The organism is Streptomyces achromogenes subsp. achromogenes (assembly GCF_000720835.1).
Lineage (GTDB): Bacteria > Actinomycetota > Actinomycetes > Streptomycetales > Streptomycetaceae > Streptomyces > Streptomyces achromogenes.
In genome coordinates this window covers 33,525-52,662 of record NZ_JODT01000018.1, presented here as the reverse complement: position 1 = coordinate 52,662, position 19,138 = coordinate 33,525, and the positions used below count along the sequence as shown (strand labels likewise).

Below are 19,138 nucleotides of genomic sequence, written 5' to 3'. Positions count from 1 at the left end.
CAGCCTCGACCGGTGTCCGCCGCTCCCGGCTGGTGAGTGCGTGGGGAGCCGCGGTCGCCGTCATCGCCGGCCTGCTGCTGCCGTCGGCCGCCTCCAGCCCCTCCGCCGCCGCGCCGCCCGCCTTCAACTACGGCGAAGCCCTCCAGAAGTCGCTCTGGTTCTACGACGCGCAGCGGTCGGGGAAGCTCCCGGACGACAACCGCGTCTCCTGGCGCGGCGACTCCGCCCTCGACGACGGCAAGGACGCCGGTCTCGACCTGACCGGCGGGTGGTACGACGCCGGGGACCACGTCAAGTTCGGCCTGCCCATGGCCTTTTCCACCACCCTGCTCGCCTGGGGCGGTATCGAGCAGAAGTCCGCCTACGCCGCCTCCGGCCAGCTCCAGTACCTCAAGGACAACCTGCGCTTCGTCAACGACTACTTCATCAAGGCCCACCCGTCCGCGAACGTGCTGTACGGCCAGGTCGGCAACGGCGCCGACGACCACAAGTGGTGGGGGCCTGCCGAAGTCATGCCGATGGCACGGCCCGCGTACAAGATCGACGCTTCATGCCCGGGCTCCGACCTGGCGGGCCAGACCGCCGCGGCCATGGCGTCGTCCTCCATGGTGTTCGCGGACAGCGACCCGGCGTACGCGGGCAAACTGCTCACCCATGCCAAGCAGTTGTACGCCTTCGCCGACGCCTACCGCGGCAAGTACAGCGACTGCATCACCGACGCGCAGGCGTACTACAACTCCTGGAGCGGCTACAACGACGAACTGGTCTGGGGCGCCGTCTGGCTGTACAAGGCCACCGGTGACGCCGCGTACCTGGCGAAGGCCGAATCGGCTTACGACAAGCTGTCGACCGAGCCCCAGACGACCACCCGCTCCTACCGCTGGACGCTCTCCTGGGACGACACCTCCTACGGCTCGTACGTGCTCCTCGCTCAGCTCACCGGCAAGCAGCGGTACGTCGATGACGCCAACCGGTGGCTGGACTGGTGGACGGTCGGTGTCAACGGGACCAAGGTGCGCTACTCGCCCGGCGGGCAGGCGGTGCTCGACAGCTGGGGATCACTGCGGTACGCCGCCAACACCGCGTTCGCCGCGCTGTCGTACGCCGACTGGCTGACCGGCGACCCGGTGCGCAAGGCCCGCTACCACGACTTCGCGGTCCGGCAGATCAACTACGCGCTCGGCGACAACCCGCGCAAGTCCAGTTACGTGGTCGGCTTCGGCGCGAACCCGCCGACGAAGCCGCACCACCGGACCAGTCACGGCTCATGGACCGACCAGCTCACCAACCCGGTGGACAACCGGCACGTCCTGTACGGCGCGCTGGTCGGCGGACCGAGCGCGGCGGACGACGCGTACACCGACGACCGGTCCAACTACGTGAACAACGAGGTGGCCACCGACTACAACGCGGCCTTCACGGGTGCCCTCGCCCGCTTGTACGCCGAGTACGGCGGCAGCCCGCTCGCCGGCTTCCCCCAGGCCGAGAAACCGGACGGGCCCGAGATCTCGGTCCAGGCGTCCGTGAACGCCTCGGGTCCCGGCTTCACCGAGATCAAGGCGTACCTGGTCAACAAGTCGGCGTGGCCCGCACGCGCGTTGAGGCACGCTTCCCTGCGCTACTACTTCACCCTCGACGCAGGGGTGACGCCCGACCAGATCAGCACCACCACCAATTACAACCAGTGCGGCAAGGTGTCCGGTCCGACGCACCTCAAGGACGACGTCTACTTCATCACCGTGGACTGCTCCAACGCGGTGATCGCTCCGGCGGGCCAGTCGGCGTACCGGAAGGAGGTGCAGTTCCGGGTGATCTCGGCCGGGGCGTGGAACCCCGCGGACGACTGGTCCTACCAGGGGATCCCGACGACGCCGGGCAGTACGCCGGTGGACGCGCCGCACATCGTGCTGGCGGAGGGCTCGGACACCCAGTGGGGGGCGGAGCCCGACGGCACCTCACCGACACCTACTCCTACTCCAACGCCCACGCCCACACCGACACCTACTCCCACCCCCACCCCCACCCCCACACCTACTCCCACGCCCACGTCTCCCTCGGCCCAGTGCGCCGTGACCTACACCGTCACCAGCACCTGGAACGGGGGCTTCACCGCCGATGTCGGTGTGCGGAACACCGGCACGACGGCGGTCGACGGCTGGCGGCTCGGGTTCTCTTTCAAGGGCGCCGAAAAGGTGACGAGCGCGTGGAACGCCACCGTCTCGCAGACCGGAACCGGCGTCACCGCCGCGAACGCCGCGCACAACGCCACGATCCCGCCGGGCTCCAGCGTGAGCTTCGGATTCCAGGGCACGGGCACCCCCGCCGGGACGCCCGCGGCCTTCACCCTGAACGGGAAGGACTGCGGCTGACCGGTGGTTTGAGGAAACGTGGCTGAGACCGGGGCCGTGCCGGGCGGCCGGGACGGACGTCTCAGCCACGCGCGCGGGGAAGCGCGAGCATGGGCAGCGGGCCGGTGCCGAGGGTCGTCTCCGGGCGGGGGCGGACCTCGGCACCCGGAACGGGACGCAGCCGCCAGCGCGCGCACAGTGTGCTGAGCGCGAGCAGCGCCTCGACGGTGCCGAAGTGTTCGCCGATGCACTTGCGGTTGCCGGCGCCGAAGGGGATGAACGCCCCGCGGGGCACCAAGCGGGCGCGGTCCGGGCTCCATCGGTCGGGATCGAAGGTCCCGGGCTCGGGGAACAGGCGGGGGTCGCGGTGCAGGGCGTAGGGGCTGTAGAGGACATCGGCCCCGCGCGGAAGGGACCGCCCGGCGAGTTCCGTCTCGGACGTGGTCGTCCTGGTGAACATCCAGCCCGGCGGGTACAGCCGCAGGACTTCGGTGAACACCCGGCCGGTGTACTCCAGCCGGGCAAGATCCGTGACCTCGGGGGAACGGCGGCCCGAGAGGACCCGGTCGGTCTCCGCGTGCAGCCGCGCCTCCACTTCGGGGTGGGTGGCGACGAGGTGGACGGCCCAGGCGAGGGCGTGGCCGGTGGGTTCGGTTCCGGCGACCAGCAGCGTCATCACCTGGTCGCACAGCTCCCTGTCGCTCAGCGAGCCGTCGGCGCCGTCGCCGACGGTCCGTACTACCGGCGCACACGGCGGCCACGGCGCACGGCGCCGGTACGTCGTCCAGGTGCTCCAGCGCGTTCACACTGCTCACCACCCCTGTGATCAACTCTGTTCGTTTCATTGACATTTCACTCAGACGTCCTACCGTTGGGAGCGCTCCCATGACAGCTTGCAACTGGAAGGAGTTCCCCCCACATGCGCAACCAGAGTCCGTTAACCGGGCGCTCGCGGTCGTCCCTCCGTCGGCCTCTCCAGGCGCTCGCCATGCTGTTCGCCGTGGTTGTCGGCGCGCTGACCTGGTCGGCCCCCGCTCAGGCCCACGGCACGATCGTCGACCCCGCCTCCCGCGCGTACCAGTGCTGGAAGACGTGGGGCAGCAACCACACGAACCCGGCCATGCAGACCCAGGACCCCATGTGCTGGCAGGCCTTCCAGGCCAACCCCGACACCATGTGGAACTGGATGAGCGCGCTCCGCGACGGCCTCGGTGGCCAGTTCCAGGCGAAGACCCCCGATGGGACGCTCTGCAGCAACAACCTCTCGAGGAACGCCAGCCTGGACAAGCCCGGGCCGTGGAAGGCCACCACCGTCGGCAACAACTTCTCGGTCCACCTGTACGACCAGGCATCCCACGGTGCCGACTACTTCAAGGTCTACGTGAGCAAGCAGGGCTTCAACCCGACGACCCAGACCCTGGGCTGGGGCAACCTCGACTTCATCACGCAGACCGGCCGCTTCGCCCCGGCGCAGGACATCACGTTCCCCGTCCAGACCTCCGGCTACAGCGGACACCACATCCTGTTCGTGATCTGGCAGGCCTCGCACCTCGACCAGGCCTACATGTGGTGCAGTGACGTGAACTTCGGCTGAGCCGAGGAGCGCAGCACCCGGCACCGGCCTCCGCCGGCCGGGCTCCGTCGGGGCAGGGCACCTTTTTGGGGGCCCTGCCCCGACGGCTGTTCCAGGCGCCTCGGACGTCCGGGCCGACGGGTGGAGCCCTACGTCGGCCCGACGCTCCCCCCAACACCGTCGAGCGGCGGGTCTCGCGCGGCAACGAGCCCCCGGCCGTCAAACTCACCCCGCGGGGCAGCGGTGCTCGAACCCCGTCACCCCATAACACGCTCCAGTGACGGTGATCACGGCCACCCTTCGGCGGTGCTGCGTAGGCTTGGGCCGTCGTAGTGGCCGGGATACGGGAGAGCGGACGCAGCTGCCTGGCGAAAGGTCAGGAAGTCGGCACGTGGTCAGCGTGAGTCCTGGAAAACCTGGGGGGAAGCCGCCTGGACATGCGACTCTTGTAGGGTGTCGAAACAGCCCTTGACCTGCAAAATCGCGGGCAGGGAGCCGAGTAGCAGGAGTGCATCGATGCTTCGTACCATGTTCAAGTCCAAGATCCACCGTGCCACCGTCACCCAGGCCGACCTGCACTACGTGGGATCGGTGACCATCGACGCCGATCTCCTCGACGCAGCCGACCTGCTGCCCGGGGAACTGGTGCACATCGTCGACATCACCAACGGCGCCCGGCTGGAGACGTACGTCATCGAGGGGGAGCGCGGTTCCGGGGTCGTCGGGATCAACGGGGCGGCGGCCCATCTCGTCCACCCCGGGGACCTGGTGATCATCATCAGCTACGCCCAGGTCACCGACGCGGAGGCCCGTGAGCTGCGGCCCCGGGTCGTGCATGTCGACGCCGGCAACCGGATCGTGTCCCTCGGCGCCGACCCGTCCGAGCCCGTGCCCGGTTCGGACCAGCAGCGTAGCCCGCAGGCCGTAGGGGCCTGACCGGCCGACCGGCCACCGGTGGACCAGGGGCGTGCGGGGTCCTGAACGGCACCGCGCGCCTTGGTCCCCCTCCACACGCTCGTGGAGCGGGCCGCCATCCGCTGCATGGCCTCGGCGGGTGCGCTTCCGTGGGAGGCCGTCGGGCAGGCATCGCGGTGAGACCCGTCAGGGCCGGACGGCCCAGGCGGCGGTGATGTCGCGGGCGACGTCACGCAGGAGGTCGACGAGCAGGTCCGCGAGGGGTGTGAGGCCGACGTCGGCTTTGGTCACGGCGTAGAGCTGGCGGTAGGGCCTGGGGCGGGCCAGTTCGCGGTGGGTGGTGCCGGGCGCATGGGTCAGGGCCAGGCGGGAGACCAGGGCCACCGCGATGCCCGTGCCGACGAGGGCCTGGGCGACGTCGTAGGACTCGGTCTCGAACCGCACGGTGGGAGTGAAGCCGGCCTCGCGGGCCGCGTCGTGGAACTGTTCGCGGGCGGCATGGCCGGCCAGGATGGAAACCCACGATTCGTCGCGCAGCTGCTCCAGGTGAAGTTCGGTGTCCGCGGGCTGCCCGGTGGCCAGCGGGTGGTCATCGGGGAGCACCACGACCATCGGGTCCAGCAGGAGCTGGTGAGCCCGTAAGTTCGGGGGCGGCGTGAGCGGCGTGCCCCATGAGGCGACGATGGCCACGTCCAGGTGCCCCGCGCCGATCTCGTCCGCTCCGCGCCCGGACACCACGTCCACGACCGAGACGTCGGCGTCCGGATGGCGGTGGCGCAGTGCCGTCAGCGCCGGTGGCAGCAGGTGCAGGGCGGCCGCCTGGAACGTGCCGATCCGCAACCGCAGCGAGAGCCGGCCGAGCAGCGCGGCCAGTTCCGCCTCGGCCCGGTCGGCAGTCTCCTCCACAGTCCGGCCGTGCGAGGCCAGCAGCGCACCGGCCGTGGTGAGCGTGGCCCCGCGGGGACCCCGGACGACCAGCGGCACCTGCCAGTCCCGTTCGGCCTTGACCACCTGCTGGGTGACCGCGGCGGGCGTGAGGCGGAGTGCGCGAGCCGCCGCCGTCAGGGAGCCGTGCCGCTCGATCAAGGCGAGAAGCCGCAGCTGTCCCGGATCCACCACCATTCACCGATCTTAACGCTGCACCCTTCTCTTTTAACTTCTCTTAGGGGCGCGGGAGCGAAAGCCTGGGGGTGCACTCATCGGCCGCGATCCCCGGAAGGGGTTCTTTCCCATGCCCACGCATGTGCCCGCCTTCCTCGTCACCACCCTGCTGCTGGCGATGCTGCCAGGCGCGAGCCAGGCCCTGATGATCCGGCAGGTCCTGGAAGGCGGCCGACGTACGCTCCGAGGCACGCTCGCGGGCAACGCCAGCGGGTTCCTGCTGTGGTCCACGGCCGCCGCGGCCGGGCTCTCCGCCGTCCTGCTGGCCAGCCCCATCGCGTACGCCGTGCTCCGGATCGCGGGCGGCGTCGTGCTGATGATCCTCGGGGTGAAGACGCTGCGGACCGCGCTCACCACCGTCTCCGCCCGCCCGCCCCGCGAGGGCGGGGGCCGCCCCGGCTTCGTGGGCGGTTACCTCACCGGACTGAGTACCAACCTCGGCAACCCCAAGGCGGGCGTGTTCGCCGTCTCGGTGCTGCCCCAGTTCGTGACCGAGAACGGCCCGGTGTTCCTGTCGACCGTCGCCCTGGGAGCCCTGTGGGCGCTCGTCAGCGCCTCCTGGTACGCGCTGCTCACCTGGGCCGTCGGCCGGGGGCGTGCCCTGGTGTCGAAGCCGGCCGTCCTGCGCGGACTCAGCGTGACCACCGGCGCCGTCCTGCTGGGGCTGGGCGCGGCGGTGGCAGCGGGTGTCTGAGGGACGGACACGAGTACTCCGCCCGGCCGCACGGAAGTCGAGGAAGCCGATGACGACGTACGCCACGACACCGGACGGAACCCGCATCGCCTACCAGCTCCGGGGCCAGGGGCCGCCGCTGGTCCTGCTGGCGGGCCGGGCCAACAACCACCACTGGTGGGACACGGTGCGCGCCGACTTCCATCCCGCCCGCAGCACCCTCACGCTCGACTACCGCGGTACCGGCGACAGCGACAAGCCCGACACCCCCTACAGCACGGAGCTGTTCGCCCGGGACGTCATCGCCGTACTCGACGAACTCGGCATCGACCGGGCCGACGTCTACGGCACGTCCATGGGCGGACGGGTGGCCCAGCACCTCGCGGCGCGCCACCCCCACCGGGTGGGCGCCCTGGTCCTGGGCTGCACCTCAGCCGGCGGCCCGTACAGCGTCGAACGCGGCGACGACGTCCGCCGAGCCCTGACGCACCCTCGGCCCGGAGCCGCGCGACAGGCTCTACTGGAGCTGATGTACACCCCTGGATGGCTGGCCTCCCACCCGGTCCCGCACCACACCCTCGGAGACCCCGGCATGCCCGCCCACGCCCGGCGCCACCACCGTACGGCCGGCGACCGGCATGACGCCTGGGACATCCTGCCGGACATCAGCGCACCCACCCTGGTCGTCCACGGAAGCGACGATCTGCTCAATCCCACCGCCAACGCGCCCCTGCTCGCCGGCCGCATCCCCGGTGCCCGACTGCACCTGATCCCCCACGCCCGGCACGCCTACTTCGAGGAGTGCCGCGCCCACGCGAGCCCCCTCGTCCTGGACTTCCTCACCACCGCGCACGAACCGTGACGGGAACGCGGCCGGTGCTCGGCCACCGAGTGCGTCGAAGGTCGCTCCGAGCCGTGACCGAGCGCACGGGGCCGGATCCGTGCGCCGCGGCCGTCGGGTGAGTGGCCGCGCGGGCATCGGGTAGGCGGGGGAGTAGTCCAGAGGCGACGTCCCGTGACAGCCCGGAGGACACGATGACCAACCCGCATCCCGACCCGGTCCCGCCCGGCCCGGCACCGGAGCCGGCCCCGCCTGCCCCGGGCCCGACCCCGACCCCGCCGGACCCGTACCCCACGCCGGTCCCGCCGCCCGAGCCGGTCCCGCAGCCGACCCCGCCCCCGCCGGGCCCCGGTCCCACACCGCCTCCGGCACCGCCCCACCCGGGCCCGCCGGAGCCGCCCCCGTCCCCCGTCCCGCCGGGCCCGGAACCGGTGCCGAACCCCGAACCGGGCCCGCCCCTCACCTGAGCACCGCCGGGCGGGAGACAGGGAATGCGCTCGCCCGGCCATGGCGCGCCATGGCGCACCCGGAGCCGCGAACCGGCGGTGCCCCGTGCCCCCGGCAGCCTCCCGGGGGCACGGACGGAACCCGTCCGCCTACGCAGTGACCTCGTCGCGGTCCCCGCCCCACAGCGTGTGGAACGCCCCGTCGCGGTCCACCCTGCGGTAGGTGTGCGCGCCGAAGAAGTCCCGCTGGCCCTGGGTCAGCGCCGCGGGCAGCCGCGGGGCGCGCAGGCCGTCGTAGTACGCCAGGGCCGCCGCGAAACCGGGCGTTGCCACACCCTGCCGTACCGCCGCGATCTGCACCTCCCGCCAGTCGTCCTGCGCGTCCGCGATCTCGCGGGCGAACGTCTCGTCCGAGAGCAGGCTCGGCAGGTCGGGCCGGGCGTCGTAGGCCGCGCGGATGCGGTCCAGGAACGCCGCGCGGATGATGCAGCCGCCCCGCCAGATGGAGGCCACCGCGCCGAGGTCGATGTCCCAGCCGTACTCCTCGCTGCCCGCCGCGATCTCGTGGAAGCCCTGGGTGTACGACACGATCTTGGAGGCGTACAGCGCCTGTTCCACCCGGTCGGCGAAGGCGGCGGCCTCCGACTCGCTCAGCGCGGAGGGCTTCGGTCCGGCCAGGTCCCGCGAGGCGGCCCGCAGCGCCGCGTGACCGGACAGGGACCGGGCGAACACGGCCTCGGCGATGCCCGACACCGGAATGCCCAGGTCCAGCGCGATCTGCACGGTCCAGCGGCCGGTGCCCTTCTGCTCGGCCTGGTCCACCACCACGTCCACGAACGGCTTGCCGGTGGCCGCGTCCACGTGGGACAGCACCTCGGCGGTGATCTCGATCAGGTAGGAGTCCAGCCGGCCGGTGTTCCAGGTACGGAAGATGTCCGCGATCTGCGCGGGGGAGTACCCGGCGACATCGCGCAGCAGCTGGTACGCCTCCCCGATCAGCTGCATGTCGGCGTACTCGATGCCGTTGTGGACCATCTTCACGAAGTGTCCGGCACCGTCGGGGCCCACATGCGTCACACACGGCGCGCCGTCGGCGGCCTTCGCCGAGATCTTCTCCAGCATCGGGCCCAGCGACTGGTACGACTCCACCGACCCGCCCGGCATGATGCTCGGTCCGTGCAGCGCGCCCTCCTCGCCGCCGGAGATGCCCGCGCCGACGAAGTGGATGCCCCGCTCGCGCAGCTCCCGCTCCCGGCGGCGGGTGTCCGCGAAGTGTGCGTTGCCCCCGTCGATGATCATGTCACCGGGCTCGAGCAGCGGGGCGAACTCCTGGATCACCGCGTCCGTCGGCTCACCCGCCTTGACCATGACGACCAGGCGGCGCGGGCGCTCCAGCGCCGCCACGAATTCCTCGGCGGTCTCGGCCGCGACGAAGTCGCCCTCCTGGCCGAACTCCTCCACCAGTGCCTTCGTACGCGACACCGTTCGGTTGTGCACGGCGACCGTGTAGCCGTTGCGCGCGAAGTTCCGTGCGAGGTTGCGGCCCATCACCGCGAGGCCCGTGACACCGATCTGCGCTGAAGTGCTCATACCGCCTGCTCCCTGGTTGCCTCATGACTACGGCTCCGTCAGTACGGAGCCCTGCTTATCCTGACGTGCTGCAACGGCGAACGCGTTTGCGACCCGCCACATTCCGATACGCGTCGCGAGTGCCCCCGCCTCGGCGACCGGTCGCCGCTCGGTCAACAGCGGTGTGTTCCCGGCCACTTGGCCCCGGTGGCAGGCCGATTCCCGTCCTTGTCATGGCCAGTTCGCGGCCCTTACGTTTGCCCCTCCTGACGCATGCCGAGGGGAATTCGGACATGGCCGCACGCGGCCGGCACCGCCGGTACCAGCCGAACAGGATCAACCGCGCCTCGCTCACCGTCACGGCGAGCGGCGCCGGCCTCGCCATCCCGCTGGTCGCCGCCGGCACCGCGCACGCCGCCGACGCGGCCACCTGGAACAAGGTGGCCGCCTGCGAGTCCAGCGGCAACTGGAGCGTCAACACCGGCAACGGCTACTACGGCGGGTTGCAGTTCACCCGGTCCACCTGGGAGGCGTACGGCGGCACCCGCTACGCGCCACGCGCCGACCTGGCCACCCGGTACGAGCAGATCGCCGTCGCCGAGAAGGTGCTGGACGGACAGGGTCCCGGTGCCTGGCCGGCGTGCGCACCCCGTGCCGGACTGACCCGCGCCGAACCGACCCGGGGCGGCGGCACGGACGCCGCGCACACCGACTCCGCGGCCACCCGGTCGGCCCACACCGACTCCGCGGCCGTCCGCCCGGCGCGGACCGGCGTGCACCCGGCCTCCTCCGTCAGGGACGTCCGGCCGCAGACCACCCCGCAGTCCCGCGCTGGCCGGGCCGAGATGTACACCGTGGTGCGCGGTGACACCCTCTCCGGCATCGCCGGCGAGCAGCGCGTGCCGGGCGGCTGGCGGGGGCTGTACGAGGGCAACCGTGCCACGATCGGCTCCGATCCCGACCTGATCCTGCCGGGCCAGCGGCTCAGCCTGAACGGCACCCGGACCAGGAGCACACCCCCCAAAACTCCGGAACCGCCCAAGTCCCGGAAGCACAAAGCCCCTTCGGAGCATCCCGGTACCCATCACACGCCGCCTCCGACCCACCACGCGCGCGTCGCCCCGGTGACCGCGTCCGTCGGCACCGGCTATCACGTGGCCGGCTCACACTGGTCGAAGGGTTACCACACCGGCGTCGACTTCCTCGTGCCGACCGGCACTTCCGTGCGGGCGGTGGCGGCCGGCCGGGTGGTGGCCGCGGGCTGGGGCGGTTCGTACGGCTACCAGGTCGTGCTGCGGCACGCCGACGGCCGCTACACCCAGTACGCCCATCTGTCCGCCATCTCCGTGCGGGCCGGCCAGGACGTCACCGCGGGCCGGCGCATCGGCCGCTCCGGCTCCACGGGCAACGTCACGGGTCCGCACCTGCACTTCGAGGTGCGGACGGGACCCGATTTCGGGTCGGACGTCGACCCGCTCGCCTACCTCCGGGCCGGGGGCGTGGCCATCTGACGCGGGCAGGCCGCAGGCAACGGAACCGGCACCGGCACCGGCAGCGGGACCGGCACGGGGAAGCGCACGGACAACGGGACGTACGGCACCGAAGCCACGTCCTCGGGCGGCGGCCCGGCACCCCCGGCCTCCGTACCGGTTTCGCCGTCTGTCCTGCCTTCTGTCTCTGTCCTGTTCCCGGTTTCCGTTCCGCTCCCGGCCAGCTCCGCCCCGGTGTCCGCCGCCCCGCGCTGCCGTGGCACGAGGGCCGGCCCCGCGGTGTCCCGCAGCGCGTGTACGGCAGACGGTCCGGCCGGGGTCACCGGGGTCACCGGGGGAACAGCCGGGGTGGGGGCGGCCGGGGCAGTCGGGGAAGCCGGCGCCGGCTTCACCGGGGCGTCGGCCGGGCCCGTACCGAAGGACTCCTGGGCCTGCGCGTGCTCCAGCCGTTCCGTCGTCAGCATGATCAGGCCGCCCGCCGCCACCACCCCGCAGCCCAGGGCGAGCACGGTGCCCGCGGTGCCGTGGCGGAAGGACTCACCGAACATCAGGACGCCGACCGCGGCGGCCAGCACCGGATTGACCACGGTCAGGGTGGCCAGCGGAGCGGCGAGGCCGCCGTGCCGGTAGGACAGCTGGGACAGCAGGACACCGGCGACCGAGAACGCGCCGATCACCCCGAGCGAGGGCAGCGCGCCCAGGCTGATGCCGTGCGTCCAGTCCACGGCCACGGTCTTGGTGAACACCGACGACATGCCGAAGGCGACGCCGGAGGCGGTGGCGAGCAGCACGCTGCGCACCGCCGGATGCCGGTGCACGGCCAGCCCGGCGAAGGCCAGCGCCGCCACCGCCGCGCCGGCGGCCGGCGCGACGGCCAGCCGCTGCGCGGCGGTGAGGGAGTGCGTGGCGGAGGAGCCGACCAGGGACAGCAGACCGGCGAGACCGGCCGTGGCCATGAGCGCGCCGCGCCAGGCGGTCGCCCCGGCCCGGCGGCCGACGCACAACGCCGCCATGGGCAGGGCGAAGACGATGGTCAGCGCGCCGAGCGGCTGCACCAGGCTGAGCGGCCCGTAGGCCAGCGCCACGACGTGCAGCGCACCGCCGAGGCCGTTGAGCGCGAGCGCACCCCACCAGCCCGGCCGGCGCACCGGTGCGCTGCCGGCGGAGGACACCGCCACCTGCTCCTGCATGATCGCTCCGCCCGCGTAGGCGAGGGCGGAGACGACCGACAGGAGCACGGACAACGCCAAGGCGCTCATCGGCGTCTCCTCTGGGGGCGGTGGCTGTCCTCGGCCCGTATGCGATCGGCTTCCATGACCGACACTCTGCCTTTTCGTGATCTTCCCGTCGTCGTCCCTGAGCGCAATGCCGCCTACTGCTTTTGCAGTACACCGGCGTGCCGCTCATCCCTTGGCGGTCTGACACCGGTCTCACACCGGTCTGACAACGGACGGGCACCCGCCGCTACGCCCCGGCGGCGCGCCTGGTAGGAGTGCTGTCGTGCATCTCGACCGCGATCTCGCCGCACTGCGCCCGCTCGGCGGCTTCTTCGTGCTGCGCACCCTCCCCGCTCCGCCCGGCACCGCGGATCCTCGGGGGCTGCCGCTCCTCGCGGACGGTTACGCGCGGGTGCCGCCGCCCGGCCGGGACCCGGTCGCCGCGCGGATCGCCGTGGTGGGGGAGCGGCTGCGGACCGCCGAGCCCCGGGTGGCCGCCTCCCTCGCCCAGCAGGGGCTGGCCGCCCGGCTGTGGTCGGCGGCCCTGGGCTGTGCCGCGCTGTACGGCCGGCTGCCCGACCTGGACGCGGGCCTGCTGCGCTGGGACGTGGGCGCCACCGCCCCCGACGACCTGTGGCTCACCGAGGTGCGCGCCCTGCCCGGGGACGCGGCCACGCTGGCCACCACCGTGCTGCACGGCCATCTGGAGCCCCTGGCGGCGGTGCTGCGGGCCCGCTACGGCGTCGCGGCCGGCCTGCTGTGGGGCAACGCGGGCTCCGCGCTGGCCGCGACCGCCCGGGAACTGGGCCGCTGGGCCCGCGCCCACGACCGTGCCGACGTGGCGGCCCGCACCCGTGCCCTCACCGGCGAACTGTTCGCCCATCCGCTGCTCGGCGCCACCGGAGTGCGCACCGGCACGTCCTTCCGGCGCCGCAGCTGCTGCCTGTACTACCGGGTGCCCGGCGGCGGACTCTGCGGCGACTGCTGCCACACCCGCCCACCGGGCTGACCGCCCTGACGGACCCCCGCACCCGGCAGTCAGCCTCGACGACAGCCCCCTCGGCGCGACGCGTTCCACACCAACAACCCGGAATGCCCGGGTTCGCGCCCCGCGGCCTTCAGGATGCAGGCAACGATGTCCAACCCGCGGAGGTCATCCGACATGAGAGGGACCCGGCGCACGCGCTGGTGCATGGCCGGGGTGATGGCAGCCTCGGCGCTGATCGCCACCCCCGCCGCACGGGCCGGGGAGCCGGCCGACGGCCGCCTCACCGAGCTGGTCAACCCGTTCATCGGCAGCCGGAACGAGGGCAACACCTTCCCCGGCGCGGCCGTGCCCTTCGGCATGGTGCAACTGTCCCCGGACACCGGACACAGCACCGGCTACGACTACACGCACAACCGTGTCCGCGGCTTCTCCCTGGTCCATCTCTCGGGCGTCGGCTGCCGCATCGGCGGCGACCTCCCCGTGCTGCCCACGACCGGCGACATCACCCAAACGGATTACGCGCGGTACGCGGCGGCCTTCTCCCACGACGACGAGGCGGCGAGCCCCGGCTACTACCGGGTCGGCCTCGCCTCCGGCATCCGCGCCGAGCTGACCGCCACCGCCCGCACCGGCGTCCAGCGCTACACCTTCCCGGCCACCGGGAAGGCCAACGTCCTGCTGAACGCGGCCCAGGCGCTGCACAAACCGGTGAGCAGCGCGGTGGAGATCCTGGACGACCGCACCGTGCGCACCGAGATCACCGGCCACGGCTTCTGCCGGGACACCGGCCCCTACACCGTCCACACGATCACCCGCTTCAGCCGGCCCTTCACCGCCTACGGCACCTGGGACGGCCGCACCGTCACCCCCGGCGCCCGCACCGGAGCCGGCGGCGCCTACGTCCGCTTCGACACCACCGGCGACCGCGTGGTCGAGGCGACCACCGCGCTGTCGTACGTGGACGCGCACGGCGCCGCGGCCAACCTGCGCGCCGAGGGCGGCCGCTCCTTCGACGCCGTACGCGACCGGGCCCGCGAGGAGTGGGAGCGCCGGCTGGGCACCGTCCGGGTGCGGGGCGGCACGCCCGCGCTGCGCCGGACCTTCTACTCCTCGCTCTACCGGTCGTACCTCGCGCCCAACATCGGCGGCGACGCCGACGGCCGCTACTTCGGCTGGGACCGCCGCGCCCACCGCGCCCGGGGGTTCACCTACTACCAGAACTGGTCGCTGTGGGACACCTACCGAACCCAGGCCCAGCTGCTCGCCCTGCTCGCGCCGCGCGAGGCCCGGGACATGGCCCGGTCGGTGGTCGCGGTCGCCGAGGACGGCGGCTGGCTGCCCAAGTGGGGCTACGGCCCGGTCGAGACCAACATCATGACCGGTGACCCCGTCACCCCCTTCCTGACCACCGCCTACCACTCCGGCCTGCTGAAGGGCTTCGAGGAGCGGGCCTACCGGGCGCTGCGCCGGAACGCCGACGGCGTGCCGCCCGCCGCCTACCCGGGCGTCGGCCGGGAGGCCAACGCCGAGTACATCGCGCGCGGTTTCGCGCCCTACGTCGCGGGCCGCCCGTACGCCAAGATGGGCGACTCCGACTACCACTACGGCGCCTCGGTCACCCTGGAGTACGCGCTCGCCGACGCGATGCTGGCCCAGATGGCCCGCGGGCTCGGGCACCACGAGGACGCCGCCCGCTACGCCGCCCGTTCGCGCAACTACCGGAACGTCTTCGACCCCGCCACCGGCTTCTTCCGCGCCCGGGACGCCTCCGGTGCCTTCGCCGGCCCGCCCGACCCGGCCCGCGGCACCGGCTTCCACGAGGGCACGGCCTGGCAGTACCAGTGGCTCGTCCCGCAGGACGTGCCCGGTCTGGTCGGGCTGATCGGCGGCAGGAGCGCGGCCGACGCCCGGCTCGACGCCTTCTTCGCCTACGACCGGCTGCTCGCCGACCCGGAGCGGACCGCGCGCGAGGTGTGGGTGCACGGCGACCCGTACGCCTACTACAACGCCGCCGTCTACAACCCGATGAACGAGCCGGACCTCATCGCGCCGTACACCTACCTCTCCACCGGCCGGCCCTGGAAGACCACGGACGTGGTGCACGCGGCGCTGACCCTGTTCACCGACAGCCCCGAGGGCCTCACCGGCAACGACGACCTGGGCACCATGTCCGCCTGGCACGTGCTGTCGGCCATCGGGCTCTTCCCGGTCCAGCCCGGCTACGGCACCTGGGGCCTGACCACCCCCGTGTTCGACCGGGTCGACCTGTCCCTGGACCGCCGCTACTGGCCGAGCGGCCGGCTGACCGTGACGGCGCCCGGCACCTCGGCCGCCGACCGCTACGTCCAGGCCGTACGCGCCGACGGCACCCCGCACGGCCGGACCTATCTGACGACCGGCGCCCTGCGCTCCCTGCGCTCCCTCGCCTTCACGGTCGGCCCGCGCCCGTCGGCGTGGGGCACCGCACCCGAAGCGGCGCCGCCCGTCCTGCGGTGACCTCTGATGCCTCACGACTTAATCCGACCTTAACTGAACGTAATGTGGTCGTACTTGACCGTAATCGCCCGCCGGGGATTGACTGCTGATCCACCCGTCGCCGACGCGTGAGGCAAGCCCGTGACTTCCGACCTGCTCGCCCCCCTGGACCTGGCCTTCTGGAACATGGAGTCCGGCCGGCACCCGATGCACCTCGGCGCGCTCGGGATCTTCGGCGCGCACTCGCCGACCGCCGGGGCGCACGCCGCCGACCTGCTCGCCGCCCGCGCCGCCGCCGTCCCCGGCCTGCGCCTGCGCATCCGCGACCGGTGGCAGCCGCTCGCCTTCGGCGGCGCCGCCCGCGAGACCGACCCGCACTTCGACCCCCTCGACCACGTCCGGCTGCACGCCCCCGCCGACGACTTCCACGCGGCCGCCGGCCGGCTGATGGAACGCCCGCTGGAGCGCGGCCGGCCTCCGTGGGAGGCGCATGTGCTGCCCGGCGCCGACGGGGTCTCCTTCGCGGTGCTCTTCAAGTTCCACCACGCCCTCGCCGACGGGCTGCGCGCCCTGAAGCTCGCCGCCGGCGTCCTCGACCCCGTGGACCTGCCCGAGCGCGCGCCCCGCGTCATCGAGCCGCCGCGCGACCCGCTGCCCGACGTGCGCCGGCTGCCCGCGCGGGTCCCCGGGCTGGTCCGGGGGGTGCTCACCGACATGGGCCGGGCGCTGGACATCGGCACCTCGCTGGCCCGGTCCACCCTCGGCATGCGCCCGTGCGCCGCACTCATCGCCGCGCCCAGCGGCACCCGCCGCGTCGCCGGGGCCGTCCTCGACATCGACGAGGTGCACCGGGTGCGCAAGAGCGCCGGCGGCACGGTCAACGACGTCCTCATCGCCGTCGTGGCCGGGGCCCTGCGCCGCTGGCTGGACGAGCGCGGCGACGGCAGCGAGGGGGTGGCGCCCCGTGCCCTGATCCCGGTCTCCCGGCGCCGGCCGCACGCCGCCCAGCCACAGGGCAACCGGCTCTCCGGCTATCTGATACGGCTCCCGGTGCACGAGAGCGACCCGCTCGGCCGGCTGCACACCGTGCGCACCGCGATGGTCCGCAACAAGGACGCGGGGCCCGACCGGGGCGCCGGCGCGGTGGCCCTGCTCGCCGACCACGTCCCGGCCCTCGGCCACCGGCTCGGCGGGCCACTGGTCGGCCAGGCGGCCCGGCTGTGGTTCGACATCCTGGTCACCAGCGTGCCGCTGCCCGGCCTCGGGCTCCGGCTCGGCGGCCAGGAGCTGACCGAGGTGTACCCGCTGGCCCCGCTCGCCCCCGGCCAGGCGCTGGCGGTCGCGATCTCCACGTACCGCGGGCGCGTGCACTACGGGCTGGTCGCCGACGCGCGGGCCGTACCGGACCTGGACCGGCTGGCGCGGGCGGTCACCGCGGAGATGACGACACTGCTGACGGCCTGCGACCACCGGGAACCGGTCCGGGACCGGTGACGACCGCTCCGAGGCCCCGCGACGACCGGTCCGGGACCCGTGAGGGCTGGACCGGGTCCGGTGACGACCGGTCCGTGACCGGCGGCCCGCCCGGCGGGAGCGGGCCGACGGTCACGGCCGCCTCGGGGCGCCGTCCGCGCGGCTCGGAAGGCGCGTCGCCGGGCGGGGAACCGGGCATCCGGCCGGCTCCCGGTGCCCCGCCCGTACCCGGTACGGTGGCCGTGCCGGCCCTGGCCCGCGGGTGCGGAACCACGGCGGTTTGGCCCACCGGCCCGGCGCTCCGTAAAATTCGCTGTTCGAAGCGGGCGCGAGTCGGAGCGCCGCTCGGTGACCAGGGGAACGGCAGCGCGATGACGGTGACAGAGGACGGTTCGGCGTCCATGGACGAAATGGTCTACGGGCCCGGTATCGACCCCGAGCGGCTCGCCGTCTGCCTGAGCGTGCTGGAGGAACTCGACCGGCTCGACGTCGACCACCCCGACGCGATCAAGGTGCGCCGGGCCACCTCGCACATCTACCGCGTGGTCAAGCAGCGCCGCCGCCAGGAGCGCCGGGCCGCCAAGACCGCCCACGACCGCGCCGTGACCGAGGCCACCGCCACCGGCTCGGCCGAGCGCATCGACGACGAGACCGAGGGCATCCTGCCGTCCTCCAAGGTCGAGCCGGGCCGGATCGCGGGGATACTCCAGCGCCCGCGCTCCTGCTACACCTGCAAGCAGCGGTACGTGGAAGTCGACTACTTCTACCACCAGCTCTGTCCGGACTGCGCCGACCTCAACCGCGACAAGCGGGACGCCCGCGCCGACCTCACCGGCAAGCGCGCCCTGCTCACCGGCGGCCGGGCCAAGATCGGCATGTACATCGCGCTGCGGCTGCTGCGCGACGGCGCGCACACGACCGTCACCACCCGGTTCCCGAAGGACGCCATCCGCCGTTTCAAGGCCATGGAGGACTCGGCGGACTGGCTGCACCGGCTGGAGGTCGTCGGCATCGACCTGCGCGACCCGGCCCAGGCCGTCGCGCTGGCCGACCGGGTCGCCGAGGCCGGCCCGCTGGACATCCTGATCAACAACGCCACGCAGACCGTACGCCGCCTGCCCTCCGCCTACGCCGCCCTGGTCGACGGCGAGAGCGCCCCGCTGCCCGCCGGTGAGCTGCCCGCCCACCACGTCATCGGCGCCTTCAACTCCGGCGCGGTGGACGGCCTGGCCGCGCTGCCCGTCGGCACCAGCGGGCTGGACGCCCAGAAGGTGGCCGACCTCGCCCTCGTCGCGGGCAACGCCAGTGTCGCCCGGCACCTCGACGGCACCGCCATCGACGCGGGCGGTCTGCTCCCCGACGTCGTGGACACCAACACCTGGGTGCAGACCATCGACCAGATCTCCCCGGTGGAACTGCTGGAAACCCAGCTGTGCAACTACACCGCGCCGTTCATCCTGATCAGCAAGCTCCGCCCGGCCATGGCCGAGGCCGCGCGGAAGGCGTCGAGCGGACGGGCGTACATCGTGAACGTCTCGGCCATGGAAGGCGTCTTCAGCCGTGGTTACAAGGGTGCGGGCCACCCGAACACCAACGCCGCCAAGGCCGCGATGAACATGGTGACGCGGACCAGCGCCCAGGAGATGTTCGAGTCCGACCGGATCCTGATGACCTCGGTCGACACCGGCTGGATCACCGACGAGCGCCCCCACTACGACAAGCTGCGCCTCGCCGAGGCCGGCTTCCACGCCCCGCTCGACCTGGTCGACGGTGCCGCCCGCGTCTACGACCCGGTCGTGCGCGGCGAGGCGGGCGAGGACCTGTACGGCGTCTTCCTGAAGGACTACGCGCCCGGCAAGTGGTAAGCGGCGGGCGGGCGTTGGCCGGGCACACCCCGGCCCTCCGCGCCTGAGCGCCCGTGTCCCGGCAGGTACCGTGTCCCGGCAGGCACCGTGACTCGGCCGGCGCC

The 19,138-nt window shown here is 72.9% G+C and carries 14 protein-coding genes; 10 read left to right on the top strand and 4 right to left on the bottom strand.

What is annotated here, in order from left to right; genetic code table 11:
• Positions 1 to 32: 32 nt before the first annotated feature.
• A complete protein-coding gene (locus IH25_RS0119465) occupies positions 33 to 2,369 on the top strand; it encodes a glycoside hydrolase family 9 protein (protein ID WP_245172832.1) in 2,337 nt (778 codons plus the stop codon).
• Positions 2,370 to 2,430: 61 nt separating this feature from the next.
• Here the strand turns inward: IH25_RS0119465 and IH25_RS0119460 are convergent, their stop codons facing one another.
• On the bottom strand, positions 2,431 to 3,054 hold the full coding sequence (locus IH25_RS0119460; RefSeq protein WP_280842508.1) for a cytochrome P450: 624 nt from the start codon (positions 3,052 to 3,054) through the stop codon (positions 2,431 to 2,433).
• A 282-nt stretch (positions 3,055 to 3,336) separates the two neighbouring features.
• Here IH25_RS0119460 and IH25_RS0119455 point away from each other — a divergent pair, with 282 nt between their 5' ends.
• On the top strand, positions 3,337 to 3,942 hold the full coding sequence (locus IH25_RS0119455) for a lytic polysaccharide monooxygenase auxiliary activity family 9 protein (protein WP_030611683.1): 606 nt from the start codon (positions 3,337 to 3,339) through the stop codon (positions 3,940 to 3,942).
• A gap of 495 nt (positions 3,943 to 4,437) precedes the next feature.
• Positions 4,438 to 4,857 (top strand): aspartate 1-decarboxylase, encoded by a 420-nt coding sequence (gene panD, locus IH25_RS0119450; protein WP_030611681.1) that lies wholly within the window; start codon positions 4,438 to 4,440, stop codon positions 4,855 to 4,857.
• Positions 4,858 to 5,022: 165 nt separating this feature from the next.
• Here the strand turns inward: panD and IH25_RS0119445 are convergent, their stop codons facing one another.
• Positions 5,023 to 5,958, bottom strand: coding sequence for a LysR family transcriptional regulator (locus IH25_RS0119445; RefSeq protein ID WP_030611677.1), 936 nt, complete (start codon positions 5,956 to 5,958; stop codon positions 5,023 to 5,025).
• Positions 5,959 to 6,067: 109 nt separating this feature from the next.
• Here IH25_RS0119445 and IH25_RS0119440 point away from each other — a divergent pair, with 109 nt between their 5' ends.
• Both IH25_RS0119440 and IH25_RS0119435 read left to right on the top strand, forming a co-directional pair.
• Entirely contained in the window at positions 6,068 to 6,691 is a 624-nt protein-coding gene (locus IH25_RS0119440; RefSeq protein WP_030611674.1) for a LysE family translocator, read from the top strand.
• Positions 6,692 to 6,740: 49 nt separating this feature from the next.
• Positions 6,741 to 7,532, top strand: coding sequence for an alpha/beta fold hydrolase (locus tag IH25_RS0119435; protein WP_030611671.1), 792 nt, complete (start codon positions 6,741 to 6,743; stop codon positions 7,530 to 7,532).
• Between the two features lie 575 nt (positions 7,533 to 8,107).
• Here IH25_RS0119435 and gndA read toward each other — a convergent pair.
• Positions 8,108 to 9,547: an NADP-dependent phosphogluconate dehydrogenase gene (gene gndA / locus IH25_RS0119430; protein ID WP_030611668.1), complete on the bottom strand. Its 1,440-nt coding sequence runs from the start codon at positions 9,545 to 9,547 to the stop codon at positions 8,108 to 8,110.
• Between the two features lie 272 nt (positions 9,548 to 9,819).
• Here gndA and IH25_RS0119425 point away from each other — a divergent pair, with 272 nt between their 5' ends.
• Positions 9,820 to 11,037, top strand: a complete 1,218-nt coding sequence (locus IH25_RS0119425) for a transglycosylase family protein (RefSeq protein ID WP_030611665.1) — start codon at positions 9,820 to 9,822, stop codon at positions 11,035 to 11,037.
• Here IH25_RS0119425 and IH25_RS42340 read toward each other — a convergent pair.
• Positions 11,007 to 12,275, bottom strand: a complete 1,269-nt coding sequence (locus IH25_RS42340) for a DMT family transporter (RefSeq protein WP_245172831.1) — start codon at positions 12,273 to 12,275, stop codon at positions 11,007 to 11,009. The genes IH25_RS0119425 and IH25_RS42340 overlap by 31 nt on opposite strands.
• 241 nt (positions 12,276 to 12,516) lie before the next feature.
• On the opposite strand from IH25_RS42340, the gene IH25_RS0119410 reads away from it, so the two are divergent.
• The 4 genes from IH25_RS0119410 (at position 12,517) to IH25_RS0119395 (ending at position 19,034) form a co-directional block, all read left to right on the top strand.
• A complete protein-coding gene (locus IH25_RS0119410) occupies positions 12,517 to 13,242 on the top strand; it encodes a (2Fe-2S)-binding protein (RefSeq protein ID WP_030611660.1) in 726 nt (241 codons plus the stop codon).
• Positions 13,243 to 13,395: 153 nt separating this feature from the next.
• On the top strand, positions 13,396 to 15,717 hold the full coding sequence (locus IH25_RS0119405; protein WP_030611658.1) for a GH92 family glycosyl hydrolase: 2,322 nt from the start codon (positions 13,396 to 13,398) through the stop codon (positions 15,715 to 15,717).
• Positions 15,718 to 15,837: 120 nt separating this feature from the next.
• Positions 15,838 to 17,190: a wax ester/triacylglycerol synthase family O-acyltransferase gene (locus IH25_RS0119400; RefSeq protein WP_030611654.1), complete on the top strand. Its 1,353-nt coding sequence runs from the start codon at positions 15,838 to 15,840 to the stop codon at positions 17,188 to 17,190.
• Between the two features lie 350 nt (positions 17,191 to 17,540).
• A complete protein-coding gene (locus IH25_RS0119395; protein ID WP_030611651.1) occupies positions 17,541 to 19,034 on the top strand; it encodes an SDR family NAD(P)-dependent oxidoreductase in 1,494 nt (497 codons plus the stop codon).
• Positions 19,035 to 19,138 lie beyond the last annotated feature (104 nt).

What these genes read in the sequence shown, in the direction of transcription:
- IH25_RS0119455 (WP_030611683.1), top strand. Translation starts at nt 3,337, where the DNA reads ATGCTGTTCGCCGTGGTTGTCGGCGCGCTGACCTGGTCGGCCCCCGCT.
- panD (WP_030611681.1), top strand. Translation starts at nt 4,438, where the DNA reads ATGCTTCGTACCATGTTCAAGTCCAAGATCCACCGTGCCACCGTCACC.
- IH25_RS0119445 (WP_030611677.1), bottom strand. Translation starts at nt 5,958, where the DNA reads ATGGTGGTGGATCCGGGACAGCTGCGGCTTCTCGCCTTGATCGAGCGG.
- IH25_RS0119440 (WP_030611674.1), top strand. Translation starts at nt 6,068, where the DNA reads ATGCCCACGCATGTGCCCGCCTTCCTCGTCACCACCCTGCTGCTGGCG.
- IH25_RS0119435 (WP_030611671.1), top strand. Translation starts at nt 6,741, where the DNA reads ATGACGACGTACGCCACGACACCGGACGGAACCCGCATCGCCTACCAG.
- gndA (WP_030611668.1), bottom strand. Translation starts at nt 9,547, where the DNA reads ATGAGCACTTCAGCGCAGATCGGTGTCACGGGCCTCGCGGTGATGGGC.
- IH25_RS0119425 (WP_030611665.1), top strand. Translation starts at nt 9,820, where the DNA reads ATGGCCGCACGCGGCCGGCACCGCCGGTACCAGCCGAACAGGATCAAC.
- IH25_RS42340 (WP_245172831.1), bottom strand. Translation starts at nt 12,275, where the DNA reads ATGAGCGCCTTGGCGTTGTCCGTGCTCCTGTCGGTCGTCTCCGCCCTC.
- IH25_RS0119405 (WP_030611658.1), top strand. Translation starts at nt 13,396, where the DNA reads ATGAGAGGGACCCGGCGCACGCGCTGGTGCATGGCCGGGGTGATGGCA.
- IH25_RS0119395 (WP_030611651.1), top strand. Translation starts at nt 17,541, where the DNA reads ATGACGGTGACAGAGGACGGTTCGGCGTCCATGGACGAAATGGTCTAC.